This window comes from Pseudoalteromonas sp. G5_S1_14_S5, from assembly GCF_054968605.1.
Genome location: NZ_JBQKUM010000073.1, coordinates 1 through 24292, shown reverse-complemented (window position 1 = coordinate 24292; position 24292 = coordinate 1). Strand labels below are relative to the sequence as shown.

The following is a 24292-nucleotide window of genomic DNA, read 5'->3' as shown; positions in this document are numbered from 1 at the left end:
ACACCTTCGGGTGGCTTTTTCTGTTTTTAGGCCTCAAAACCCAGCCTGTACCGCACTCTTGATTCGAAAAATCATTATTTCTGACATAGTCTTACTAATGAGACATAAAATCTAAGATATTCTCTCTACTATAGGTTTCTGCATTGAATACGATTTCGCGGCATTTTGCCAAGCGAATAAGCGGTGATTCGTATTAGCCTGATTTAAATAAAAATAGAATAAGGAAGAAGGATGGGAACTCAATTTAAGATGGATTCCTTGCCAGGTTCTCTTATCGTCGTTGGTGGTGCGTACGAACCCTGGTTATCTGTATTAGAGCAAGTGGGTTGGCAGTGTACCCAGTGTGCCGACTTACGAAAAGCGGATGCCTTGATTAATGAAATTGGTCCATGCATTGGCATTGTGGATCTTAGCCATGATGAATTCAGCCTTAATGGTATTGCTAACCTTGTGAGCAACAACAAGCAGGTAAGATGGCTCGCGTTTATCCGTGAATCTCAATTAAGTTCAGATACGATCTGCCAGTTTATCGTTAACTTTTGTATCGACTTTTTCACCGCTCCTATCCCAGACGTCCAGCTATTAAGCACAATTGGTCACCAGCTAGGAATGCTTAAGCTTGAGCAGAAAGTATGGCCAAACTATGGCGTTAACAATAATATGGGATTGCTAGGCGACTCTGTGGCTGTGAAACGCCTGAGAGACCAAGTGAAGCGTATTGGCCCAACGGATGTCAGTATTCTGATTTATGGAGAGAGCGGGTCAGGTAAAGAGACGATTGCACACTCTATTCATCAAAACTCATCACGATCTCAAAAGCCATTTCTATCGGTGAACTGCCGTGCCTTGTCTGAAATGAGAATAGAATCTGAGGTATTTGGTATCTCCGAACAGCCAATGTCTTCTCCTTGTATGTTAGAGGAGGCTGATGGCGGCACTATCTTGCTCAATGATGTCTTAGCAATGCCACGCAATCAACAATTGAATCTGTTGCGCTTTTTGCAGGAAGGTAAGATTGAATCAGCCGATGGACCTAAGTCTGTTGATGTACGTATTCTGGCAGCAAACTCGTCTGATATTGAAAAAGCTTTAATCGAAGGGGATTTCAATGAAGAGCTTTATCACTACATTAATGTGCTTCGCATTCATGTACCGAGCCTCAAAGAGCGCGTGAGTGATATTTCCGTATTAGCCAATCATTTCCTACGAGAGTATTCGAAAGAGTTTAATGCTCAGGCAAAGAGTTTTTCGGAAGATGCCATTCGTTCGATGAATCGTTACCACTGGCCAGGCAATGTCCGCGAATTGATGAACCAGATAAAGCGCGTTGTGTTGATGTCGGATGCTGCGATCATTGAGGATCAGCAGCTTGATTTGCCAAAGCAGAATGATGAGCGACGTAGCTTGAAGAGCATTCGTGAACGTTCAGAGCGTGACGCCTTACTGAGCGTCTTGGAATCTTATGGTGGACAGGTTTCATTAGCCGCTAAGGAACTTGGCGTGTCACGGGCAACCATGTACCGTTTGCTGAATAAACACAGCCTGATTTCTGAGGATGTCGTGTAGCACCCTCTTCTAAGTCATTAAATCAGTTAGTGTAAATTTAAGGCCACGCATGATGCGTGGCTTTTTTGTTGCTAATCGCTGCGTCTATGTTCGAACAATCGAGAGGTGAACTCTTGGCCATTAAGAGAGATATGCTGTGATTTTATATAATCATAGTTAATATCTTATATGTAAACAAATATGCAACTGATATTTTAGGTGAATGCATTGTTTTGAAAATGTTAATCAATTATCGGTTGAATAATATACTCACTTCGTTAGACTTTAACCGTGAAAGCAGCGACTTAACAAAGACTTGTCTGCTTTTACTATCCCATTTCTTTTGGATTTTTTAGTTAGCTTGGAGGCGTAAATGAAACATTTCGATTTTATACAGCACATTTGCGCATCGTTTGAACCGTGTACTGACATGGTGACTGTTACGTCACAAATCTCAGCCATGGCCGATCGAAACACCCAAGATAAACCTAACTAATAGATCCGTATCCTTATTTGGCTGCGGAAAAATAGCAGCTAAGTGAGAAGCCCTCATACTATCTAACACGCTATTTTTCCTCAGTTTATTCACAACTGGAGAGTTATTATGCGTCACTCAGTATATTTAAAATTAGCAACAGTCCTTATCCGTGCCGATCTTCGTCGTGAAGAGCGGGAATGGCAGCGAAAAGTACGTCGTAATTCACTAGACCTACCATGGCACAATACTCATTTGCTAAGAGATATTGGCCTTGAGGCCGATGGTCGTCCAATTGGTTTCTCTGAACCTGAAGTGGTCACCATTGAACGTCGCGTTCGTCATCTTCGTCGTGTCCTTAGTGCGCGAATACCGACGTAATCTGTAGGGATTGATAGCACCATCAATCCCTTAAATAATCGACAGTGATGGTTAGGTGTCAAAGTGGGAGCTTTGAACTAGAACTGGCAAAAAGAGAGAAGCACTGGCTTCTCTTTTTTGCTTTTTTAAGTTGAAAGATCAGCCCACCCTAGTAAACAAAAAGAGTTCTACTAAGCTAAAGAGAGCAAGGGAGGCGTTATGCAAAAGCATCAGTTAGACATGTGGTTACATGGAGATCACAAAGACTCGTACCAGACACCGAAAGTGTACGTTATTGGTTGTTCTGACATCTCAGAATATCTACTAGCCGTGGAGTACAAACACAAGCTAGAGCCTGTAAAACAAGATGGTGAACCGCTTCACTTTGGATCTTTGGATCAAGTGAAACAGGAGTTACTCCGGCTAGGTTTTGAGAAGGCCTACCTTCGTTTACACAATGCTTACGACGAATTTGGTAACGAGCCAAGTCAAAGCTACTGCGATATTGAATTAGCGTTGAAACCTCATTAGATACAAGCCCTTAGCGCCTTACTTTTTAGTCATTGATGCATGGCTATCAAGGTACTATGCGTAGTGTGTAATGAGTATGTTATGAGTAAATTGAGTTCGTAAATAGAATCCACGAGGTTTGGTTTTGATTGGCTTGCCACTCGCACCATAGGCCTCAGTCAAAACGCGGCTGTTTGCGGCCTTTGGACGCAGATGCAGTGCTTCTCCATGTCTTGCAGTGATCTGTTCAACATTCCCTAAAACGATCAACTCCATCAGCTCTTCCCAATCTCTTTTGAGTATTTCGTCTTCAGCCTCGCTTGGCGTCCACAATAGTGGTGAGCCAACGTGTCTCTCTGCTAATGGGATTTCTCTTTCGCCTTCTACCGGAATCCACAACACTTTAGATAGCTTGTTACGAACGTGGCTGGTCTCCCATGTCAGCCCTTGTACACCCATTAATGGTGCAACACAAACAAAGGTGGTTTCGAGTGGCTTACCAGAATAGCCAATAGGAATACTCTTAAGTTCAATGCCTAGTTTCGCGAAATCCTGTTCTGGTTTACTGCCAGCGGGTGCGCCCAAGTGCCACTCTAACAGCTGTCCAACCCATCCTTTATCTCGTTTAAGATCATTAGGCATGTCCATCTTTGCTTCATCGGCTAGCTCTTTGAAGGTCATCCCGGCGATCGCATACGCTCGCTCTAACAACTCTGCTTGTGTTTGTGGTTCTGGTTTCATATTAAAAGGCATGATCAAAAAAACGATTTTATCAGAAGATATCACCAAATGACGACTGGTTAATAAATGTTCTCCTAGCCTAAAAAGGGATCAAAGTTAGGGTTATCCACAGGACATAAAGGTAATTAATTGAAATATTAATTTGGTGGATAAATAAACAGGGTTTTTGGGTGGATAAAATGCTTGCCAAATGGGGTGGAAAATGAATCTTTCACTTGGTAGTGTGGATAAACACCGGGGTGGTCGATCTTTGAGCAGCTTGTGTTTTCAAAAGATCTTTTGGTTTTTTGTCGTGCTTTGTTTTTGTGTTTTTTGATTAAGTTATTGTTTTTTATTATTTTAATTTTTATTTTCTTCAAGGTGTTGTGTTGGTGTTGATGAATCTATGGATTAATAAAAACGATTGCGACTAATTCTTCACATAGTTATTCACAGAAAAGGTGAATAAATGTGGTCTAGGTCTCATTATTGTGTGGGTAACTCAAGTTTGAGCAAAACTTATCCATATTCATAGATAATATTCATAAATATAGCGCTTATCACGTCACTAAGTTTGCTCCAATTGGGGATATGTGGAAAAATCGGTGTAATTAAAAATTTAGATAGAGGTTGGCCAGTGATAGATGGCGATGGTTACCGATTAAATGTTGGTATTGTAATCTGTAACAACCATGGTCAGGTCTTCTGGGCTAAACGATACGGGCAACATTCATGGCAATTCCCTCAAGGGGGAATAGATGAAGGTGAAACTCCGGAACAGGCAATGTACCGTGAGTTGTATGAAGAGGTTGGCCTTACTAAAAAGGATGTAAAGATCGTCGCGACAAGTCGTCATTGGTTACGCTACAAGCTACCCAAACGACTGGTTCGATGGGATTCCAAACCTGTCTGTATTGGACAAAAACAGAAGTGGTTCCTTTTACGCTTAGATTGCGATGAATCGCGTATCAATATGCAGCGTGGGAGTTCGCCTGAGTTTGATGGTTGGCGTTGGGTGAGTTACTGGTACCCAGTTCGACAAGTTGTTTCTTTTAAGCGAGATGTTTACCGTCGAGCAATGAAAGAGTTCGCATCTTTAGCAATGCCGTTTAAAGAGCGAAAAACAAAAGGAAAACGCAAATTGCGTAGAGGTTAAGCATGCTCAGTCAACTAAGGGAAATAGTTGAACACGTATCAAGAGTTGAAGATGTATCGACGGCACTTGATATTCTAGTTAAAGAGACATGCAGTGCGATGCAGACGGAATGTTGCACCGTGTATTTAGCCAATAATGATCTGCAGCGCCTTGAGTTGATGGCAACTCAAGGCCTGATCTTTGAAGGTAATAGTATTCACATTGGCTTCGACGAAGGTCTGGTTGGCCTTGTCAAACGAAGCGCTGAACCTATTAACCTTGCACAAGCGTCTGCTCACCCTGCTTATAAGTTTTTTCCAGAGCTTGGAGAAAGCATTTACCACTCTTTTCTTGGCACTCCTATCATCCATCGCAAGCAAGTGCTTGGTGTATTGGTTATTCAACAAAAGACGCCTCGCTTATTCAGTGAGATGGAAGAGTCTTTCCTTGTTACGCTCTCAGCTCAACTTGCGGTTATTGTGGCGCACGCCCAAACTCAAGGTCATTGGCTGTTGGAGCAACAAAAGCTGCCAGGCATCAAAGGTATTGCCGCTTCATCTGGGGTTGCTATTGGGGATCTGTGGTGGGACAACACTCAACCTGAATTAACGGATGTGTATCCAGCTTCGACGCTCAATATTGAGCGCGAGCAAGAGTTATTGGCCGTGGCAGTTGAAAATGCCCTCAATGACTTCAAGCGCATGCGAAAGCGCCTAGACAGTGAAATTAATAAAGATGCATTGGCGATCTTTGACCTGTTTACGCACTTACTCAACGATCCTATGTTGCGTAAGGATCTCAAAAGCCAAATTCAAAAAGGCGATAAAGCGGACTGGGCCCTAAGGCAGGTAGTCGAGAGTTATTCCAATCGCTTTGCTCGTATGTCGGATGTTTATCTGCGTGAAAGGGCGCAGGATATTCGAGAGCTCGGCCAAAGGCTGTTGTATTTCCTCCATAACTCTGAATATGAACTACGCACCTTAGACAAACCGATTATCCTTGTGGTTCGTGAGTTAACGGCTTCTGTATTAGCGTCGATTCCAAAAGAGAAGCTGTTGGCTGTGATTTCATTGGAAGGGGCGGCGAACTCGCACGCTGCGATTTTATCTCGCGCGCTTGGCATTCCTTCGGTGATGGGGGTTAACATTAACCTCGAGCAGGCGAATGGTAAGCAAGCCATCGTCGATGGTTATAGTGGCGAGATCTTTATCGAGCCGACTAAGAACCTGCTCAAAGAGTATCGCGGGCTGATTCTTGAAGAGAGTGAGCTCTCCTCAATGGTCAATCGCGAGCTGTATCTACCTGCGAAAACCCAAGATGATCAACAGGTCGAAATCCTACTTAATGCAGGCTTGAGCGCTGATACCAATATTGCCATCAATCAAGGCGTTGATGGCGTTGGGCTGTATCGAACGGAAATCTCCTTTTTATTGCAACAACGTTTCCCATCAGAGGATGAACAGTTCAAGCAGTATCGCTCTGTACTTTCTAGCTACCCTAATAAGCAAGTGGTGATGCGTACGCTTGATATTGGTGGTGATAAGGCATTACCTTACTTCCCAATCGAGGAAGACAACCCATTCCTTGGCTGGCGTGGTATCCGCTTTACGCTGGATCATCCAGATATCTTCATTATCCAACTGCGTGCCATGTTGCGTGCGAGTTGTGAAAGCCATAACTTGAGCATTCTACTACCGATGATCTCGAGCGCTCAGGAGTTAGATGATGCACTACAGTTGATTGAGCAAGCCTATGATGAAGTGCATGAACTTGATAACCGAGTACGAATGCCTCGTATCGGTATCATGATTGAAGTGCCTTCGATGCTCTATCTGCTACCGCTGATTGCTGACAAGGTCGATTTTGTTTCTGTCGGAACCAATGACTTAACCCAATATTTATTGGCCGTTGATCGGAACAATTCTCGAGTCTCTGATGTCTATGAATCTATGCACCCTGCAGTGATCATGGCATTGAAACAGATTCATGATACTTGTAAGCAATATCAATTACCTGTGTGTATTTGTGGAGAGCTAGCCGGTGATCCAATGGGTGCATTGTTACTGCTTGGATTGGGTTATCAGACGTTAAGTATGAACACCTCGAATGTGGCTAGAACCAAGTATTTGATTCGCCAATCTAACTTGATCGAATTACAGGATTTGGCAAATAAGGCACTTTCAAAGCCGTATGGCAGTGATATCTATAGTATGATGCTGAACTATTTCGAAGAGCGTGAATTTACAGGCTTCATTCGAGCAGGTAAAAAATAGGAATTAACGTGTCATATGAACTGATAGGCTTGCTGGCAGGCCTTGGTGCTGTTGTTGGTGTTTTAGCTGGCTTGCTGGGTATTGGCGGTGGGTTGCTGGTGGTTCCGGCCTTACTGTTCTTGCTCCCAAAAGCGGGTATTCCTCAAGAGTTTGCAATGCAAATGGCATTGGCGACTTCGCTATCCACCATAATTGTTACGTCAGGATCGTCTGCGATTAACCATTTAAAGTTGGGTAACGTCGAGATCTTTGTCGTTAAGTGGTTAATGCCGGGAGTTGTGGTTGGTGGTTTTCTTGGTTCTTTTGTAGCTGACGTTATTCCTTCTCAATACCTGCCTAAAGTTTTTGGTGTCATTGTTTTGGTGCTGGCACTGCAGATGCTGTTGTCGATTCGTTCTCAGAGCAAAAAGGCGATGCCTGGCTCTGCGACAACCATGTTATGTGGTGGGTGCATTGGTTTGGTTTCAAGCCTAGCGGGTATTGGTGGCGGTTCCTTGTCTGTGCCTTTCCTTAACCATCATGGTGTGGAAATGCGTAAAGCGGTGGGTTCATCTTCAGTATGTGGTTTTGTTATCGCTATCTCTGGGATGCTAGGATTTATTTGGCATGGCTCGTCTGTCGAGGGGCTGCCTGCGTTTAGCCTTGGTTATGTCTACCTACCTGCCTTGGTTGCGATATCGTGCACATCAGTACTGACCACTCGAGTGGGTGCGAAGCTGGCTACGCAATTACCAACACCAGTACTTAAGAAGTTCTTTGCGGTATTTTTAATGTTTATAGCAGCGACCATGCTGCTGTAGTGTCTTTCGTTAGCGATTGAGCTAATCGTTATTCAATTTAGATAGAGAGCCAAGTATGTCTCAGGGTTTTATTGAATTCCCAAATATCGATCCTGTTCTTATTGAACTAGGACCAATCTCAGTTCGTTGGTACGGCCTAATGTACCTTGTCGGTTTTATGTTTGCTCTTTGGTTAGCAAATCGCCGAGCTGATCAGCCGGGTAGCGGTTGGACTCGAGAGCAAGTATCAGACTTATTGTTCGCTGGCTTTCTAGGTGTGGTGCTTGGTGGTCGTATTGGCTACGTACTGTTCTACAACTTTGATCTTTTCTTAGCGGATCCACTTTACCTTTTTAAGGTATGGACTGGCGGCATGTCTTTCCACGGCGGCTTGCTTGGTGTTATTACCGCAATGTTCTGGTATGCGAAAAAGAATGGTCGCACCTTCTTTGGCGTGGCAGACATGATTGCACCATTGGTGCCTTTTGGTCTAGGCATGGGGCGTTTAGGCAACTTCATGAACAGTGAACTTTGGGGCCGTGTTACAGATGTGCCATGGGCAATCGTATTTCCTAATGGCGGTCCACTTCCTCGCCACCCATCTCAGCTTTATGAAATGGCGCTTGAAGGTATTGTGCTGTTCTTCATCTTGAACTGGTTTATCAAAAAGCCGCGTCCTCTTGGTTCTGTATCAGGGTTATTCCTTGCAGGATATGGTACATTCCGCTTCTTAGTTGAATACGTACGTGAACCAGATGCTCATCTAGGCTTGTTCGGCGGGTTTATCTCTATGGGGCAAATCCTATCGCTGCCAATGGTTATCATCGGTGCGCTGATGATGGTATGGGCATATAAGCGCGGTCACTACAAAGACGAATTACCACAACAAACGAAGTAAGGAATTGGTGTGAAACAGTATTTAGATCTCTGTCAGCGTATCGTTGATAACGGTACTTGGATTGAAAATGAACGCACGGGCAAGCGCTGCCTAACCGTGATCAATGCTGACCTTGAATATGATGTTGGTAACAGCCAGTTCCCGCTTGTCACAACGCGTAAGAGCTTTTGGAAAGCGGCAGTTGCTGAGCTGCTTGGCTATATCCGTGGTTACGACAGTGCTGAAGATTTTCGCAAACTAGGTACAAAAACTTGGGACGCAAACTCTAACTTGAACGAAGCATGGCTGAACAATCCTTACCGTAAGGGTGAAGATGACATGGGGCGTGTTTATGGCGTTCAAGGCCGAGCATGGGCAAAGCCTGATGGTGGTCATATTGACCAACTGAAGAAGATTGTAGATGACCTGACGAATGGTATCGATGACCGTGGTGAGATCTTAAACTTCTACAACCCAGGCGAGTTCCACATGGGCTGCTTGCGTCCGTGTATGTACAGCCACCATTTCTCTCTACTTGGTGACACTCTGTACCTAAACAGTACTCAGCGCTCTTGTGATGTACCATTAGGCCTGAACTTCAACATGGTTCAAGTGTACGTGTTCCTAGCGATCATGGCGCAAATCACAGGTAAAAAAGCGGGTGTGGCTTACCACAAGTTAGTTAATGCTCATATCTATGAAGACCAACTGGCACCTATGCGTGATATTCAGCTAAAGCGAGAGCCTCTAGCGGGCCCAACGTTCCATATCAACCCTGAAATTAAGTCTCTAGAGGATTTAGAAACTTGGGTAACGATGGATGACTTCTGGGTTGAAGGTTACGAGTGCCACGAAGCGATTAAGTATCCATTCTCGGTTTAATCAAATCCGTTTTTTTGATTGAAAGGCTGTCACTGTGCAGCCTTTTTTGTATCTGAAGAGCAGTTAATGTAGGGATTAGATTCGAGTAAACGAGATATGAAGCTCAAAGCCCCTGTCATTCCCTAGATCGACGTAGGAGGGAGTAATGAACCTCTGGGTCCCTGTGATAGATTTCCTCTCATACTCTTTCTTCGCTGTAGAGAATGACGGGTTTTAGATGCGATTGAACGGGATTTGAGGTTCGAAGAAATAAGAGTATAAGCGAGCAAATGAGATTAGGAATACGAAAAGCATACCTAGGTTTGAGTCGGCGATATACCAAGTACGGCTATCACAGTTCGTGTTTTTCGTTACTCGCTTACCCATATCTCTAATCTGCTTCTGGCCCTTCGCCACTCGTTGACTCGAATCTGCTCTTAAAATAGAAAAAGCCCGCAACCTAGGTTGCGGGCCTTGCTATAAGCGATGTGTATTTTTCTATTAAGCAGTCAGAGACAAGATTGTGCCTGGCAGTACAAGGAATACCGCAACAAGGTAACCGGCAACAACAGCTTTGTTCTTCACAGCCATGTCTGAAATCATGTCTGCCGCTTTAACTGGTAGCTCACGTAGGAACGGGATACCGAAGATGAATACCGTTGCCATGATGTTGAACACCAAGTGTACTAGAGCAATCTGTAGTGCGAATACTGCAAACTCACCTGATACTGCTGTTGCTGCAAGCAGAGCGGTAATACATGTACCTATGTTTGCGCCTAGAGTGAATGGGTAAACATCACGTACTTTAAGAACACCTGAGCCTACTAGTGGAACCATTAAGCTTGTTGTCGTTGAAGAAGACTGAACAAGGATAGTAACGATAGAGCCAGAAGCGATGCCGTGGATTGGACCACGACCAATTGCGTTCTTAAGAATCTCACGAGCACGACCAACCATCAGGCTCTTCATCAGCTTACCCATAACAGTGATAGCTACGAAGATCGTTGCGATACCTAGAGCGATAAGCATGATGCCGCCAATCGTGTCGCCAAATGTTGATAGAGGCTCTTTAATTGCGCTTACTACTGGTTTAGTGATTGGCTTGATGAAGTTAAGGCCCTTCATGCTCATATCACCTGTTGCTAGCATCGGAGATACCAACCAGTGAGAAATCTTCTCTAGAATACCAAACGCCATCTCTAGCGGTAGGAAAATAGCTACAGCCAATAGATTGAAGAAGTCGTGAATCGTCGCACTTGCGAATGCGCGTTTGAACTCTTCTTTACAACGAACGTGACCAAGGCTAACTAGCGTATTGGTTACCGTAGTCCCAATGTTTGCACCCATGATCATAGGGATTGCTAGCTCAACAGGTAAACCACCTGCCACAAGGCCAACGATAATTGAAGTAACTGTACTTGATGATTGAATAAGTGCGGTTGCAACTAAACCAATCATTAAGCCTGCAACTGGGTGTGAAGCAAATTCAAAAAGAACCTTTGCTTGTTCGCCTGTTGCCCATTTGAAGCCTGTACCAACCATTGAAACTGAAAGTAATAGTAAGTAAAGCATGAATGCCAAGTTAGCCCAGCGTAGCCAACGAGTTGTGCTCGAAATAGGCGCTGCTGCAGTAGTAGCTTGGTTCATAATGTTTTCTCCATAGGACCGTTTAAGTCTGTGTTTGGTCTGTTTGTTTAATCTGAGCGTGATGTTAGAGGGGAAATATTTCAGTAATATTACATTTTGGTTGAGGCGGGACTTTTTTGTGATGATTTACTGTTTAAATATTCTGACAGTAAATAATTTTGTTTTAAGTGTATGTTTATAAATGATTTTATTGCGGTTTTTGATGGGTGGTATAGATCTTAAAAGTTAGAAAAAAATTGAGAAAATTGGCGTTAATATTACATTATGAAATCAAACACCTCGAAAAAATTAGCAGTTAAATGGTTTTATGTATGGTTTTTCCGAGTTTGTTGAGTGTAGGTGTCATATTTGATATAAAAAGGAATCGACTCTCTTATTACGGCACACCTATGTCGCACCTCAACTATAACCATCTTTATTACTTCTGGATGGTCTGCAAGCAAGGCTCTGTTACCAAAGCAGCAGAGGCTCTATTTCTCACACCTCAAACAGTCACTGGCCAGATAAAAGCATTAGAAGAGCGAATGGACGGCAAGCTGACTAAGCGAAATGGCCGCAGTGTTGAACCAACAGAGCTTGGGCAGTTGGTTTTCAAATACGCGGATCGCATGTTTGGTCTGAGCTACGAAATGCTGGATATCGTGAACTACAGTCAGCACTCAAATATTCTGTTTGATGTCGGTGTGGCAGACGCTCTTTCGAAACGGTTGGTTAGTAAGATCTTGATGTCGACGATTCCAGAAGATAACAGTATCCACCTTCGCTGTTTTGAATCGACTCATGAAATGTTGCTTGAACAGCTCTCTCAACATAAGCTCGATATGATCTTGTCTGACTGCCCAGTGGACTCTAGCCAAAGCCCTGGCTTATTCAGCAAGAAGTTGGGGGAGAGTGGTATGAGCTTTTTCAGCTCTGGTGAGGTGAAAGGGGTTAATTTCCCTGCCGTATTAGAGCAAAGAAAGCTGTTGATCCCGGGAAGTCGAACCTCAATGGGACGCAAGATACTGCAATGGTTTGATAGACAGGGTCTAAAACCGGATATTTTGGGCGAGTTTGATGACGCAGCATTGATGAAAGCGTTCGCTCGTTACCACCATGATGCTATTTTCTTAGCCCCAACCTTGTACATGTCAGAAGTGGAACAAGACACTTCCTTGCAATTATTGGGCGGTATTGAAGAGTTAAAAGAAGAGTACTACGTTATTTTTGCTGAGAGGATGATCCAGCATCCAGCCGTAAAAAATGTATGTGACGCAGATTTTAGCAAATTGTTCGAATGAGGTAGTTTGTTAATGAATTGATATCGACTATGATAACCCCGCAATATGCCGTAAATACTGATAGCCCGTAGTTGGCGTAAAGGTTGTAGGGAGCCAAACTATGAACTTAAAAGAGATGGAGAAGAATTCAGCACAAGCTGTGATTCTACTCAAAGCCATGGCCAACGAACGTCGCTTACAGATTTTGTGCCTTTTACATGGTACTGAGCTGTCGGTTGGGGAGTTGTGTGGTAAGTTGGAACTGAGTCAATCGGCTTTATCTCAACATCTTGCTTGGTTGAGAAGAGATGGCTTGGTCGATACTCGCAAAGAAGCTCAAACCGTGTATTACACATTGAGCAGTGAAGAAGTAAAAGCAATGATTAATCTACTGCATGGTCTATATTGCAAGTAGTTTATTTTTGGTAAGAAAAGTGGTTTCTTATCAGGAATAAGGTCGACACAAGGAAGTGTCAGTATTTCGCTTCGAACGTTCAAACCTGTCTGTTCACTATCTATTTCAGCTACTTATCTACTTTCTACCTATTTAGCCATTACCTATCTATTTGACTCTTCTCTGTTTTATTCCCTGTCGATATCTGAGTCTGTTTGTTATTTTTAACTACTGTCGGTCAGTCGTTTAATTGTGTTACTCAAAATTCAGATATAAAAAAACCGGCCTAAGCCGGTTTTTTTCGTTTTGCGTTGTAATCAAATTTCTATTAAAGAGCTTTGATTGCAGCAGCGAAACGAGACTTATGACGTGCAGCTTTATTCTTATGAATAAGGCCTTTAGTCGCCATACGGTCAAGAAGTGGTGTAACTTCTACAAGAGCAGCAGTTGCAGCTTCTTTATCACCAGCTGCGATAGCTGCGATAGTCTTTTTCATGTAAGTGCGCATCATAGAACGACGGCTAGCGTTGTGCTGGCGACGTTTCTCAGCTTGGATAGCGCGCTTCTTAGCAGATTTACTGTTTGCCAAGGGTCTAACTCCCAAAAACTTAGTTCGGTGACAATTTAAGGGCGAGGACTATCCCTCATTAGCGCTTAATTGTCAAATGATTTGTGCAAAAACCAATCGTAGCCAAACAAACTTTGGAATGGAAAGGTCATCGCGGTTAAGATGGCGGGGATTCTAACAGCATTTTTAGACCAATGCTAATAAATATGCTTCTTAGGACAGGATAGTATTTATCCTCCCTTAAAAGTAATCAACCAGTGTCAGAGGTTTCTGTGAGTAAACGACTATTAAAGTCAGGCCTGATTGTCAGTGCAATGACTTTTGTTTCCCGTGTATTGGGGCTAGTACGTGATGTAGTAGTAGCAAATTTGATGGGAGCAGGAGCGAGTGCCGACGTATTTTTCTTCGCTAATAAAATCCCGAATTTCTTACGTCGACTGTTTGCAGAAGGTGCCTTTTCTCAAGCGTTTGTCCCAGTATTAACGGAATATCACGCGGCGGGTGATAAAGAGAAAACCCGAGACTTAATCGCTAAGGTGTCAGGTACGCTCGGGGTATTAGTCTCTATTGTTACCATTATCGGTGTGCTGGGCTCTGGAGCGATTACCGCGCTGTTTGGTGCGGGCTGGTTTATCGACTGGCTCAATGATGGCCCTGCAGCTCCTAAGTTCGAGCTAGCGAGCTTTATGCTCAAGATTACCTTCCCATATTTATGGTTCATCACTTTTGTTGCGTTATCTGGTGCCATTCTCAATACTCTGGGTAAGTTTGCGGTCTCCTCTTTTACCCCTGTGTTTTTGAATGTCATGATCATCGGCGCAGCGTGGTTTATTTCTCCGAATTTAGAGCAGCCAGAAATCGGCTTGGCGATCGGTGTGTTTCTTGGTGGTTTAGTTCAATTCCTTTTCCAGATGCCTTTCCTTATTAAAGCGGGCGTATTGGTTAAGCCGAAGTGGGGCTGGAGAGATCCTGGCGTCGTTAAGATTCGCACATTAATGATTCCAGCTCTGTTTGGTGTGTCAGTCAGCCAAATCAACCTACTGTTTGATACCTTCATTGCCAGCTTCCTAGCGACAGGCTCTATTAGTTGGTTGTACTACTCAGATCGATTGCTTGAGTTCCCACTGGGCCTATTCGGTATTGCGATTGCGACTGTGATTCTTCCTGCTTTGTCTCGTAAGCACGTTAATGCTCAAGGAGAAGGGTTTGCACACACCATGGACTGGGGCGTGCGTATGGTGCTACTGCTTGGCATTCCGGCTATGTTGGGGCTTATTGTTTTAGCGAAACCAATGCTGATGGTGCTATTCATGCGTGGTGAGTTCTCTCCACACGACGTGCAACAGGCATCGACGTCTTTAGTAGCGTACGCCTCTGGCTTGCTTAACTTCATGCTGATTAAAGTCTTGGCTCCGGGGTATTACTCTCGTCAAGACACGAAAACTCCGGTGAAGTACGGCATTATCGCGATGGTCACGAACATGGTATTTAACGCTATCTTTGCTTATTTCTATGGCTATATAGGTTTGGCGGTTGCAACCGCTCTGTCAGCCTTTGTGAATATGGCCTTGTTATACCGTGGCTTACATCTTGCTGGTGTCTATAAGCTGACAAAGACCACTTTGCTGTTCTGCACGAAGCTTGTTGTCTCTGGCGGCGTGATGGTCGCGGCTATTTTTTGGCAGTTGGATAATATGCAACAGTGGCTTGAGTGGAGCTTTAGTCAGAGAGCGCTGATGCTAACAGGCTTGATTGGACTTGGTGGCTTTGTTTATATTGTTTCGGTACTGGTTTTAGGTATCCGAGTAAAACATTTAAAAGCAGCGACAGATTAATACTGATTAGTATATAATCCGTCGGTTTCACACAATGAATGATGCAAATAATAGGTTTTAGCTGATCATAATGGAACTGATCCGAGGTATACACAATATTAAAGCGCAGCATCACGGCTGTGTATTGACCATAGGTAACTTCGATGGTGTTCATTTAGGACATCAAGAGGTTCTTAGCCAGGTTTCTGAACAAGCGGCAGCATTAGGGTTCCCTTCTGTTGTTATGACGTTTGAACCGCAGCCTATGGAGCTGTTTGCCCGAGATAGAGCGCCGGCACGTTTAACTCGTTTACGCGATAAGTACGTACAACTGAGTAAGCTAGATATCAGTCGTTTATTGTGTGTCAATTTTAATCAGTACTTTGCAAGTTTATCTGCTGAAGCATTCATTAAAGATCTTTTGGTTGATAAGCTTGGCGTGAAGTTTTTGGTGGTTGGTGACGACTTTTGTTTTGGCAAAGGCCGCACTGGCAATTTCGCTATGCTCCAAGAAGCGGGCGAGAAGTACGGTTTTGAGGTGGTAAGCACCCAAAGCTATTGCTTAAATCAATTACGAGTTAGCAGTACTGAGATACGAAATGCATTAGCGGTCGATGATTTGGCTGCAAGTGCTACCATGTTAGGACGTGATTACAGCATTAGTGGTCGCGTATCCCATGGTCGAAAACTGGGGAGAACCATAGGTTTCCCTACCGCTAACATTCCATTAAAGCGTTGTGTATCTCCTGTGTCGGGAGTGTACGTTGTTGAAGCATTGGATATCGATGGGGTTCCTGTCGGTGGCGTTGCTAATATTGGACAACGTCCAACGGTGAATGGTGTAAGGCAGCAATTAGAAGTGCACTTTTTTGACTTTAAAGCCAATTTGTATGGTAAACAGTTAGAAGTACGACTTTTGCACAAACTGCGCGACGAGATGAAATTTGAATCGTTCGACGCATTAAAGAATCAAATAGAATTGGATGCTGAAGCCGCAAGGGTGTGGCTGCTTCAGCTAAAGAATTAATCGGATGATTCCACCGATTAACATAATGTCTAACTTCGCCCAATATAACGGAATTAAGAATCGATGAGTGATTATAAAGATACCCTGAACTTACCAGAAACAGGGTTCCCAATGCGCGGCAACCTGGCAAATCGTGAGCCAGAAATGCTTAAGCGTTGGTACAAAGAAGATCTTTACGGCGAAATCCGTAAGGCAAAGAAAGGTAAAAAATCTTTCGTACTGCATGATGGCCCTCCATACGCGAACGGCGACATTCACATTGGCCACGCGCTGAATAAGATTCTTAAAGACATTATTATTAAATCTAAGACCCTTTCTGGTTTTGATGCACCGTACATCCCTGGCTGGGACTGTCATGGTCTTCCAATCGAACTAATGGTTGAGAAGAAGAAAGGTAAGCCAGGTCAGAAAATTTCGGCTGCTGAATTCCGCGAAGAGTGTCGTAAGTACGCTGCGGTACAAGTTGAAGGTCAAAAAGAGAGCTTCAAACGTCTTGGTATCATGGGCGAGTGGGACAAACCTTACCGTACTATGGATTTCGGTACAGAAGCGAACATCATTCGTTCTCTAGGTAAAATCGCAGACAAAGGTCACCTACTGAAAGGTTTTAAACCTGTTCACTGGTGTACTGACTGTGGTTCTGCTCTGGCTGAAGCGGAAGTTGAATACAAAGATAAAGTATCTCCATCAATCGACGTGAAATTTACAGCGGCTGATGAAGCTGCGCTAGTTTCTAAATTCAAGCTAGCTGAAGGTCACGAAGGCCAAGGCGAAATCTCTATCGTTATCTGGACAACAACACCATGGACTCTGCCGGCTAACCGCGCAGTATGTCTACGTGACGATCTTGAATACGTACTTATCCAAGTTGAAGCGAATGGCGATCAAGCTGCACAGCGTATCATCGTTGCTTCTGAGCTAGCTAAAGATGTAATGGATCGTGCCGGTATCGAGCACTTCCACAACCTAGGTTTTGCAACTGGTGCTGATCTTGAGCTTTCTCAGTTCAACCACCCGTTCTACGATTTCACTGTTCCTGCGATCCTTGGTGATCACGTAACAACTGATTCAGGTACTGGTGTGGTTCACACAGCACCGGGCCACGGTCAAGAAGACTTCGCTGTTGGTAACAAGTACGGTCTAGAAGTAGCAAACCCAGTAGGTTCAAACGGTGTTTACTTACCTGACACCGAGCTATTTGCTGGTCAGCACGTATTCAAAGCGAACGACTCTGTTTTAGAAGTACTGAAAGAGAAAGGTGCACTTCTGCATCACCACGCTTACGAGCACAGCTACCCACACTGTTGGAGACACAAAACTCCAATCATCTTCCGTGCAACACCACAGTGGTTCATCTCTATGGATCAAGCTGGCCTACGTACAAAAGCACTAGAGTCAACGAAGAATGTTGAGTGGATGCCTGAGTGGGGTCAAAGCCGTATCGAAGGTATGATCGAAGGTCGCCCTGAGTGGTGTATCTCTCGTCAACGTACTTGGGGCGTGCCAATTGCTCTGTTCGTTCATAAAGAAACGTCAGAACTTCACCCAGATAGCTCTGAGCTAATCGAAAAAGTAGCGAAGCTAGTTGAAGAGAAAGGCATTCAAGCTTGGTGGGATGTAGACGCAGCAGACCTTATGGGCGCTGAAGACGCAGACAAGTACGAAAAAGTGCTAGATACACTAGACGTATGGTTCGATTCAGGTGTTACACACTTCTCTGTTGTTGATTCTCGTGAAGAGTACAACGGGAACAGTGCAGATCTTTACCTTGAAGGTTCTGACCAACACCGTGGTTGGTTCCAGTCTTCTCTAATTTCATCTATCGCGATGAAAGATGAAGCACCATATAAGCAAGTGTTAACGCACGGTTTCGTAGTAGATGGTAACGGCCGTAAGATGTCTAAATCTATCGGTAACGTTGTTGCTCCTAAAGACGTAACCAACAAACTAGGCGCAGATATCCTACGTCTATGGGTTGCTTCTACTGACTACACGGGTGAAGTAGCGGTTTCTGATGAAATCCTGAAGCGTTCTGCTGATGCTTACCGTCGTATTCGTAACACAGCTCGTTTCTTCCTAGCGAACCTAAGCGGTTTCAACCCTGAAACTGACCTAGTGCCTGCTGAAGAGATGGTTGCACTTGATCGCTGGGCTGTTGGCCGTGCTCAAGCTGCACAAGAAGAGATCGTGAAAGCATACGGCGATTACAACACTCACGGTGTAACTCAGCGTCTAATGCAGTTCTGTTCTATCGAAATGGGTTCGTTCTACCTAGACGTAATCAAAGACCGTCAGTACACAGCAAAGCAGGGCAGCCATGCTCAACGTAGCTGTCAGACTGCGCTTTACTACATCGTAGAAGCTCTAGTTCGTTGGATGGCACCTATCATGTCGTTCACTGCAGATGAAATCTGGAACGAGATGCCTGGCGCTCGTGACAAGTTCGTATTTACTGGCGAATGGTACGAAGGCCTATTTGGTCTTGCTGAAGGCGAAGAGTTAAGCAACGAATTCTGGGCTGAAATCCAAACGGTTCGTGGCGCTGTGAACAAGCTTCTTGAAGACGCTCGTAAAGAGAAAACAATCGGTGGTGCACTGCAAGCTGAAGTAACTCTGTACGCTGACAATGCACTAGCGGCTAAGATCAACAAGCTAGAAGATGAACTACGTTTCGTGCTTATCACTTCTGCTGCAGTTGTTAAGCCACTGAGCGAGAAGTCTGATGCGGCTCAAGCGACAGACGTTGAAGGTCTATTCGTTGAAGTTGCAGCAACAGAAGCTGAGAAGTGTGACCGTTGTTGGCACCACACACCAGACGTAGGCACAATTGAAGGACACGAGAAAATCTGTGGCCGCTGTGTATCAAACGTTGATGGTGAAGGCGAAGTGCGTAAGTTCGCATAACGACTCAGAGAAAGACTGAACTTTTTGTAAAAATCATAGCCCCAGTATCAACTGGGGTTATTTTTAGTTATAGGAAATGTGTTTAACCAAGCTGATTATTCATAGCGACTCAAATCGAGTGTGCGAATGAGGAATCGCTTCGTAAATACTAGGAATAGAAATGAGTGAAGTTTCGTTAAAACAATCTGGTGTACGTTGGTTATGGTTAGCTCTGCTGGTTTTTCTTGCAGACATTGGCATCAAACTCTTTGTCATGGACAACATGGGTTATGGCTGGGCAAACCGTATCGAAGTGTTGCCTTTCTTTAACTTTTTGTACGTTCACAACTACGGTGCCGCATTCAGTTTCTTAAGTGATCAAAGTGGTTGGCAGCGTTGGCTATTTACCGGTATTGCCTTTGCTGTAACGGGTATGCTGACGTACTGGATGAGCAAGCTACCAGCGACAGAAAAGTGGAACAACATCGCTTATGCCATCATCATTGGTGGTGCGGTAGGTAATGTCTTTGACCGTGTCGTACATGGTTTTGTTGTCGATTACTTAGATTTCTACTGGGGTACTTACCACTGGCCAGCATTCAACTTAGCCGATATGGGAATTTGTATTGGTGCGGCGATGATCATCCTAGATGGTTTCCGTAAGAAAGACGAAAGCAAATAGCTTTTAAATAGATGCTCTAAAGTCAGTCTATGACTCACAGAATAGAATAGCCCTAAGCGCTGTCGGTTGATTCCGGTGGCGCTTTTTTTTATGCTTCAGTCAACAAGGAAGCAAAGCAAAATGCATCCTCAAATAATAAAGAAGTCTAAGGAAAGTAACGTGGCAGCAATTAAAAATGATTCAGCAGTAACCCTACATTTTACGATTAAGATGAAGGATGGTTCAGTTGCCGATAGCACCGAAAATATGGGGAAACCTGCGAAGTTCGTGATGGGCGATGGCAGCCTCAGCGAGAACTTTGAAGCGTGCTTAATTGGGCTTGAAGCGGGTACTGAAAAGTCTATCGACCTGAAAGCGGAAGATGCGTTTGGTATGCCTAATCCAGATCATATCCATCATATGGACCGTGCTAAATTTGTTGGCGACTCTGAGGTTGAAGTGGGCACTATCATGGCATTTTCTGGCCCTGACGGTATGGAAATCCCAGGTATTATCACTGAGATCGCTGGCGATTCTGTGACGGTTGATTTTAACCACCCACTTGCAGGCCAAGATGTTACGTTTGACGTCAATATCTTAGCTGTCGACTAACTCTCTGAACGTGAGAATAACACCGCCTTACAGCTGTGATGTCACCCAGAGCTTCACTGTCTTGGCGCTTCACTGTAGAATGCGAGCCTCGCCGACGGCGAACTCAATAGAAACAACCTTAGTACCGCGGTAAATGATGAGCAATGAAATGAAAATAATGTTAGCTAACCCTCGTGGCTTTTGTGCCGGTGTTGATCGTGCGATCAGCATTGTCGAGCGCGCACTCGAAATGTACCAGCCACCGATCTACGTTCGTCATGAAGTGGTACACAACCGCTTTGTTGTTGAGGGGCTAAAACAACGTGGTGCTATTTTTGTCGAAGAACTTAGCGAAGTGCCAGATGATAACATCGTGATCTTCTCTGCTCACGGCGTGTCTCAAGCAGTTCGTAAAGAAGCGAAAGAGCGCGAGCTAACGGTATTCGATGCAACGTGCCCTTTGGTAACTAAAGTTCATATGGAGGTTGCTCGTGCGAGCCGCAAACATATGGAAGTGGTACTGATTGGTCACGCAGGTCACCCTGAAGTTGAAGGGACTATGGGTCAATACGCGAGCCAAACGGGTGGTATGTATTTGGTTGAGAAGCCAGAAGACGTACAAAACCTTGTGGTGAACGATCCAACTAACCTGCACTATGTGAGCCAAACGACGCTATCTGTTGATGAGACAGCTGACGTAATCGAAGAGTTACGTCGCGTATTCCCTGAGATTCAAGGCCCTCGTAAAGATGACATCTGTTACGCGACTCAAAACCGCCAAGACGCTGTGCGTGAGATGGCAAACGACGTTGACGTTGTGATTGTAGTTGGTTCTAAGAACTCATCGAACTCAACACGTTTGAAAGAGCTGGCTGAGAAATTAGGCACACCTGGTTACCTAACGGATTGCCCGGAAGATATTCAAACAGAATGGGTTGAAGGCAAGAAGAAAATCGGTGTAACGGCTGGTGCATCTGCTCCTGAAGAGCTGGTAAATCAAATTTTAGATCGCATTCGCGAGCTTGGTGCTACTGACGTTGAAGAGATTCAAGGTCGTGAAGAGAACATGTTCTTCGAAGTACCAAAAGAGCTACAGATTAAACAAGTCGATTAATCTCAATCGATTTGTGACATTAACGATTCGTCATACAGTCGATTCGCAAGCAGTAAAAAAGCCAACGTTGATACGTTGGCTTTTTTGATCGTACGCTTTAATAAGCTATTGGATACCGAGTTGTTCTTTTAGTGTCTTGAGATAGCGACGGCTCACAGGCACTTCAAAGCCGGTAAGCGTGACGATCTCCGCTAATCCATTTTCGAGCAACTTGATCTCTTGGATCGACTTTATGTTGATCAAATATTGTCGGTGACAGCGGATCAAATCGGTCTTCTCTTCTAAGATCTTTAGCGTTAACTGTGAAGTGGCCGTTTGCGATGAACAACGAACATGCACGCCGCTGATATCAGAATAGGCACATTCGACACTTTGACTCGCCATGATCACAATGCGGTTGTGACCAATACACGGAATTTGTTCTAAGCGGGAAGGGGCAATCGAAGCAACATCTTGCTCTGGTGCTTTTTGGTTCTGCTTAACGACTTTGTTCAGTCGAGAGACACTTTTATTGAGTCGGCAGGGCTCAACGGGTTTAAGTAGGTAATCAAAGGCGTTGTCTTCAAAGGCTTGAATCGCATATTGGTCGTAAGCAGTCACAAATACCACGTAAGGCATGGTATCTGGGTCAAGCATACTCAACAACTCAATACCCGTAACTTGAGGCATCTGAATATCTAGATACACCACGTCGGGTTTAAGAAGGTTGATCTGCTTAAGTCCTTCGATCGCGTTGCTTGCTTGACCGATGACTTCCACTTCCCCCGTTTCAGTCAGTAACTCAATCAGCTCTTCGCGAGCAAAAAGCTCATCATCGATAACGAGTGCTTTTAACATCCTACAATCTTCATTTTTGTTCTGTCCCTGCTTATTCCGCTTATTGTTAAATGTTTGCTTCTAAATGTCGCTACTGAGAAGCGATTACCTACGAAAACACTTTTATTTTAGTATAGGTATGATAAAGCTCATTCGAGTAAATTGCTGTGGTTGAGATTCTATTTTTAGTGCTGAGTCTTGTCCAAAGAAATTAGTGAGTCGTTTATCAACAATTTCCATCCCTAATCCAACATGATCTTGAGATGGCTTTTGGTAGTTACCAGCGTTGTCTTCGACGATCAGTTTAAATCCACATTGGAAAGCTTCGCTGTAGATCTTCACTTTTCCGCCTTCCAGCATATTTGAAATCCCGTGTTTAATGGCATTTTCAACCAGAGGTTGTAGGGTAAAGCTTGGCAGTTGTGACTCAAACAGTTGTGGGTCTATGTTCCATTCAATCTCTAAACGGTCAGTAAAGCGTGCCTTTTCAATCGTCAGGTACGCATTAACGTGCGCGAGCTCGTCTTTGAGCTTCACGGTATTAATATTCTGCTTGAGGTTACTTCTGAAGAAATGAGACAGGTGTTGAATGAGCTCACGTGCTTTATCTGGGTTACGACGTGTTACGGCACTGATGGTGTTGAGTGCATTAAACAAGAAATGTGGGTTGACCTGTGCGTGCAGCAGTTTGATTTCAGCTTGAGTGAGCAGGGTTTGCTGTTGTTGATAGTTGCTGAACAGGATTTGACTCGATAACAGCTGAGCAATACCTTCAGCCATCGACATGTTGATGGTTGAAAACAGTTTCAGTTTAGGCTCATACAGTTTGATGGTGCCGACGACTTCGTTACCGGCACGCAGTGGGATAATCAGCGCAGACCCCAACTTACAATCTTGCGAGAGAGAACATTGGTATGGGTTCTCTTTGCCATCGAGGTAGATGATGTCGTTCTGTTCCATCGAAGTCAGTGTGCTTTGCGATGAAATAGGGGTGTTTGGAATATGGTGCTCATCGCCGATGCCAACGAAAGCGAGAATTTTTTCTCGGTCAGTGATAGCCACAGCGCCAACGTTGGTCTCTTCGTAGATGATACGCACAATCTTCTGCGCGTTATCAGATGTGAAACCACCGTGAAGAATACCCACCGAACGTTCAGCAATGGTCAGTGCGCGGCGCGAGAAGGTCGCTGAGTATTTCTCAAAGATGGTTTTACGGTCTTGGATGATACTCATGAACAGTGCTGCACCCACAGAGTTGGCAATGATCATCGGAGCTGCAATGTCGGAAACCAGCGCGTAAGACTGTTCAAACGGTTTAGCGACCGCAAGCAGAATCAACATCTGAATGATCTCTGCAAATAGCGTCACAGAGAACACTACCATTGGGTTAAATAGCTGGCTGGCTTTGTTCTTTCTGACTAAGTACACATGCAGCAAACCACCAATCAGGCCCTCTGAAGTGGTTGAAATCGCACATGCCAAGTCGGTGAAGCCACCTAATGAGTAACGATGAATCCCACCAGTAAAACCCACTGCAAAACCAACCACAGGGCCACCAAATAGGCCACCCATCACCGCGCCCATTGCACGCGTGTTGGCGATAGCGTCATTTATCTGTAGGCCAAAGTAGGTGCCCATAATGCAGAACAAAGAGAACAGAACGTAACAGCTGATCTTATGGCTTAAGCGTGAAGAGATGCTCAACAATGGAAGAATCAGTGGGGTTTTACTTAGCATGTAAGCGATCACTAAGTAGACACAGGTTTGTTGAAGAAGAGAGAGAATGAGTTCCATATTTTCACCTATTGAGACGCTAGTTAAGTGTAAAGCTCATTGTGTGGTAAGGGTAGTTTTGCTTGTATTTGTAAGGCTTTCATCGAGCGATTAGCGCTTGTCACTTTCTTGTTTAACCAGTACAGACAATAAAGCCCATCACAGGGGATGGGCTTTAGTCTTAATATCCATGAATCACTGAGTGATTAC

The 24292-nt window shown here is 44.3% G+C and carries 22 protein-coding genes; 16 read left to right on the top strand and 6 right to left on the bottom strand.

The genetic code is table 11. From position 1 onward, the window contains the following. The first annotated feature begins 231 nt into the window (after positions 1–231). From vpsR to ACTRWI_RS18165, 3 genes are all read left to right on the top strand, one after another. Positions 232–1566, top strand: coding sequence for a cyclic-di-GMP-binding transcriptional regulator VpsR (vpsR, locus tag ACTRWI_RS18175; RefSeq protein WP_499133197.1), 1335 nt, complete (start codon positions 232–234; stop codon positions 1564–1566). A gap of 583 nt (positions 1567–2149) precedes the next feature. After that, entirely contained in the window at positions 2150–2401 is a 252-nt protein-coding gene (locus ACTRWI_RS18170; RefSeq protein WP_499133196.1) for a DUF1127 domain-containing protein, read from the top strand. Between the two features lie 198 nt (positions 2402–2599). Beyond that, positions 2600–2911, top strand: a complete 312-nt coding sequence (locus ACTRWI_RS18165) for a DUF6482 family protein (RefSeq protein WP_499133195.1) — start codon at positions 2600–2602, stop codon at positions 2909–2911. 54 nt (positions 2912–2965) lie between these two features. Here the strand turns inward: ACTRWI_RS18165 and mutH are convergent, their stop codons facing one another. Beyond that, the gene (gene mutH / locus ACTRWI_RS18160) at positions 2966–3631 is read right to left on the bottom strand and encodes a DNA mismatch repair endonuclease MutH (protein ID WP_499133194.1); all 666 of its coding nucleotides are present in this window, start codon (positions 3629–3631) and stop codon (positions 2966–2968) included. Positions 3632–4247: 616 nt separating this feature from the next. Between mutH and rppH the strand changes: the two genes are divergently transcribed. The 5 genes from rppH to ACTRWI_RS18135 are packed head-to-tail and all read left to right on the top strand — an operon-like array spanning position 4248 to position 9556. Further along, positions 4248–4766: an RNA pyrophosphohydrolase gene (rppH, locus tag ACTRWI_RS18155; protein WP_499133193.1), complete on the top strand. Its 519-nt coding sequence runs from the start codon at positions 4248–4250 to the stop codon at positions 4764–4766. Between the two features lie 2 nt (positions 4767–4768). Beyond that, positions 4769–7018 carry a phosphoenolpyruvate--protein phosphotransferase gene (ptsP, locus tag ACTRWI_RS18150; protein WP_499133192.1) on the top strand — a complete coding sequence of 750 codons (2250 nt, stop codon included), beginning with the start codon at positions 4769–4771 and terminating at the stop codon, positions 7016–7018. Between the two features lie 8 nt (positions 7019–7026). Beyond that, complete coding sequence (locus ACTRWI_RS18145; RefSeq protein ID WP_499133190.1) at positions 7027–7818, top strand: sulfite exporter TauE/SafE family protein; 792 nt, start codon at positions 7027–7029, stop codon at positions 7816–7818. A gap of 55 nt (positions 7819–7873) precedes the next feature. Then, positions 7874–8695, top strand: coding sequence for a prolipoprotein diacylglyceryl transferase (gene lgt, locus ACTRWI_RS18140; protein WP_008221585.1), 822 nt, complete (start codon positions 7874–7876; stop codon positions 8693–8695). A 9-nt stretch (positions 8696–8704) separates the two neighbouring features. After that, positions 8705–9556 carry a thymidylate synthase gene (locus ACTRWI_RS18135; RefSeq protein WP_499133189.1) on the top strand — a complete coding sequence of 284 codons (852 nt, stop codon included), beginning with the start codon at positions 8705–8707 and terminating at the stop codon, positions 9554–9556. Between the two features lie 213 nt (positions 9557–9769). Here the strand turns inward: ACTRWI_RS18135 and ACTRWI_RS18130 are convergent, their stop codons facing one another. Then, entirely contained in the window at positions 9770–9952 is a 183-nt protein-coding gene (locus ACTRWI_RS18130) for a hypothetical protein (RefSeq protein ID WP_499133188.1), read from the bottom strand. Positions 9953–10036: 84 nt separating this feature from the next. After that, entirely contained in the window at positions 10037–11182 is a 1146-nt protein-coding gene (locus ACTRWI_RS18125; RefSeq protein ID WP_004739535.1) for a Na/Pi symporter, read from the bottom strand. A gap of 389 nt (positions 11183–11571) precedes the next feature. Between ACTRWI_RS18125 and nhaR the strand changes: the two genes are divergently transcribed. After that, the gene (gene nhaR / locus ACTRWI_RS18120) at positions 11572–12462 is read left to right on the top strand and encodes a transcriptional activator NhaR (RefSeq protein ID WP_004739533.1); all 891 of its coding nucleotides are present in this window, start codon (positions 11572–11574) and stop codon (positions 12460–12462) included. A gap of 100 nt (positions 12463–12562) precedes the next feature. After that, positions 12563–12856 (top strand): ArsR/SmtB family transcription factor, encoded by a 294-nt coding sequence (locus tag ACTRWI_RS18115; protein WP_004739532.1) that lies wholly within the window; start codon positions 12563–12565, stop codon positions 12854–12856. A gap of 307 nt (positions 12857–13163) precedes the next feature. Here the strand turns inward: ACTRWI_RS18115 and rpsT are convergent, their stop codons facing one another. Then, positions 13164–13424, bottom strand: coding sequence for a 30S ribosomal protein S20 (gene rpsT, locus ACTRWI_RS18110; RefSeq protein WP_004739529.1), 261 nt, complete (start codon positions 13422–13424; stop codon positions 13164–13166). A gap of 251 nt (positions 13425–13675) precedes the next feature. On the opposite strand from rpsT, the gene murJ reads away from it, so the two are divergent. From murJ to ispH, 6 genes are all read left to right on the top strand, one after another. After that, entirely contained in the window at positions 13676–15238 is a 1563-nt protein-coding gene (murJ, locus tag ACTRWI_RS18105; RefSeq protein ID WP_499133187.1) for a murein biosynthesis integral membrane protein MurJ, read from the top strand. A gap of 70 nt (positions 15239–15308) precedes the next feature. Next, positions 15309–16244 carry a bifunctional riboflavin kinase/FAD synthetase gene (gene ribF / locus ACTRWI_RS18100; RefSeq protein WP_499133186.1) on the top strand — a complete coding sequence of 312 codons (936 nt, stop codon included), beginning with the start codon at positions 15309–15311 and terminating at the stop codon, positions 16242–16244. A gap of 63 nt (positions 16245–16307) precedes the next feature. Continuing rightward, entirely contained in the window at positions 16308–19148 is a 2841-nt protein-coding gene (ileS, locus tag ACTRWI_RS18095; RefSeq protein ID WP_499133185.1) for an isoleucine--tRNA ligase, read from the top strand. Positions 19149–19308: 160 nt separating this feature from the next. After that, positions 19309–19809, top strand: coding sequence for a signal peptidase II (lspA, locus tag ACTRWI_RS18090; protein WP_004739521.1), 501 nt, complete (start codon positions 19309–19311; stop codon positions 19807–19809). A 120-nt stretch (positions 19810–19929) separates the two neighbouring features. Beyond that, positions 19930–20400: an FKBP-type peptidyl-prolyl cis-trans isomerase gene (gene fkpB / locus ACTRWI_RS18085; RefSeq protein WP_499133184.1), complete on the top strand. Its 471-nt coding sequence runs from the start codon at positions 19930–19932 to the stop codon at positions 20398–20400. Positions 20401–20548: 148 nt separating this feature from the next. Further along, positions 20549–21493, top strand: a complete 945-nt coding sequence (gene ispH / locus ACTRWI_RS18080; RefSeq protein ID WP_061033402.1) for a 4-hydroxy-3-methylbut-2-enyl diphosphate reductase — start codon at positions 20549–20551, stop codon at positions 21491–21493. Positions 21494–21598: 105 nt separating this feature from the next. Here the strand turns inward: ispH and btsR are convergent, their stop codons facing one another. Both btsR and ACTRWI_RS18070 read right to left on the bottom strand, forming a co-directional pair. Then, on the bottom strand, positions 21599–22330 hold the full coding sequence (gene btsR, locus ACTRWI_RS18075; protein ID WP_061033337.1) for a two-component system response regulator BtsR: 732 nt from the start codon (positions 22328–22330) through the stop codon (positions 21599–21601). A gap of 102 nt (positions 22331–22432) precedes the next feature. Next, entirely contained in the window at positions 22433–24103 is a 1671-nt protein-coding gene (locus ACTRWI_RS18070; RefSeq protein ID WP_499133183.1) for a LytS/YhcK type 5TM receptor domain-containing protein, read from the bottom strand. Positions 24104–24292 lie beyond the last annotated feature (189 nt).

Coding starts and splice junctions, on each gene's coding strand:
- ispH (WP_061033402.1), top strand. CDS start 20,549: ATGAAAATAATGTTAGCTAACCCTCGTGGCTTTTGTGCCGGTGTTGAT.
- ribF (WP_499133186.1), top strand. CDS start 15,309: ATGGAACTGATCCGAGGTATACACAATATTAAAGCGCAGCATCACGGC.
- mutH (WP_499133194.1), bottom strand. CDS start 3,631: ATGAAACCAGAACCACAAACACAAGCAGAGTTGTTAGAGCGAGCGTAT.
- ileS (WP_499133185.1), top strand. CDS start 16,308: ATGAGTGATTATAAAGATACCCTGAACTTACCAGAAACAGGGTTCCCA.
- lgt (WP_008221585.1), top strand. CDS start 7,874: ATGTCTCAGGGTTTTATTGAATTCCCAAATATCGATCCTGTTCTTATT.
- ACTRWI_RS18070 (WP_499133183.1), bottom strand. CDS start 24,103: ATGGAACTCATTCTCTCTCTTCTTCAACAAACCTGTGTCTACTTAGTG.
- btsR (WP_061033337.1), bottom strand. CDS start 22,330: ATGTTAAAAGCACTCGTTATCGATGATGAGCTTTTTGCTCGCGAAGAG.
- ptsP (WP_499133192.1), top strand. CDS start 4,769: ATGCTCAGTCAACTAAGGGAAATAGTTGAACACGTATCAAGAGTTGAA.
- vpsR (WP_499133197.1), top strand. CDS start 232: ATGGGAACTCAATTTAAGATGGATTCCTTGCCAGGTTCTCTTATCGTC.
- ACTRWI_RS18170 (WP_499133196.1), top strand. CDS start 2,150: ATGCGTCACTCAGTATATTTAAAATTAGCAACAGTCCTTATCCGTGCC.
- ACTRWI_RS18115 (WP_004739532.1), top strand. CDS start 12,563: ATGAACTTAAAAGAGATGGAGAAGAATTCAGCACAAGCTGTGATTCTA.
- ACTRWI_RS18125 (WP_004739535.1), bottom strand. CDS start 11,182: ATGAACCAAGCTACTACTGCAGCAGCGCCTATTTCGAGCACAACTCGT.
- fkpB (WP_499133184.1), top strand. CDS start 19,930: ATGCATCCTCAAATAATAAAGAAGTCTAAGGAAAGTAACGTGGCAGCA.
- ACTRWI_RS18165 (WP_499133195.1), top strand. CDS start 2,600: ATGCAAAAGCATCAGTTAGACATGTGGTTACATGGAGATCACAAAGAC.
- nhaR (WP_004739533.1), top strand. CDS start 11,572: ATGTCGCACCTCAACTATAACCATCTTTATTACTTCTGGATGGTCTGC.
- lspA (WP_004739521.1), top strand. CDS start 19,309: ATGAGTGAAGTTTCGTTAAAACAATCTGGTGTACGTTGGTTATGGTTA.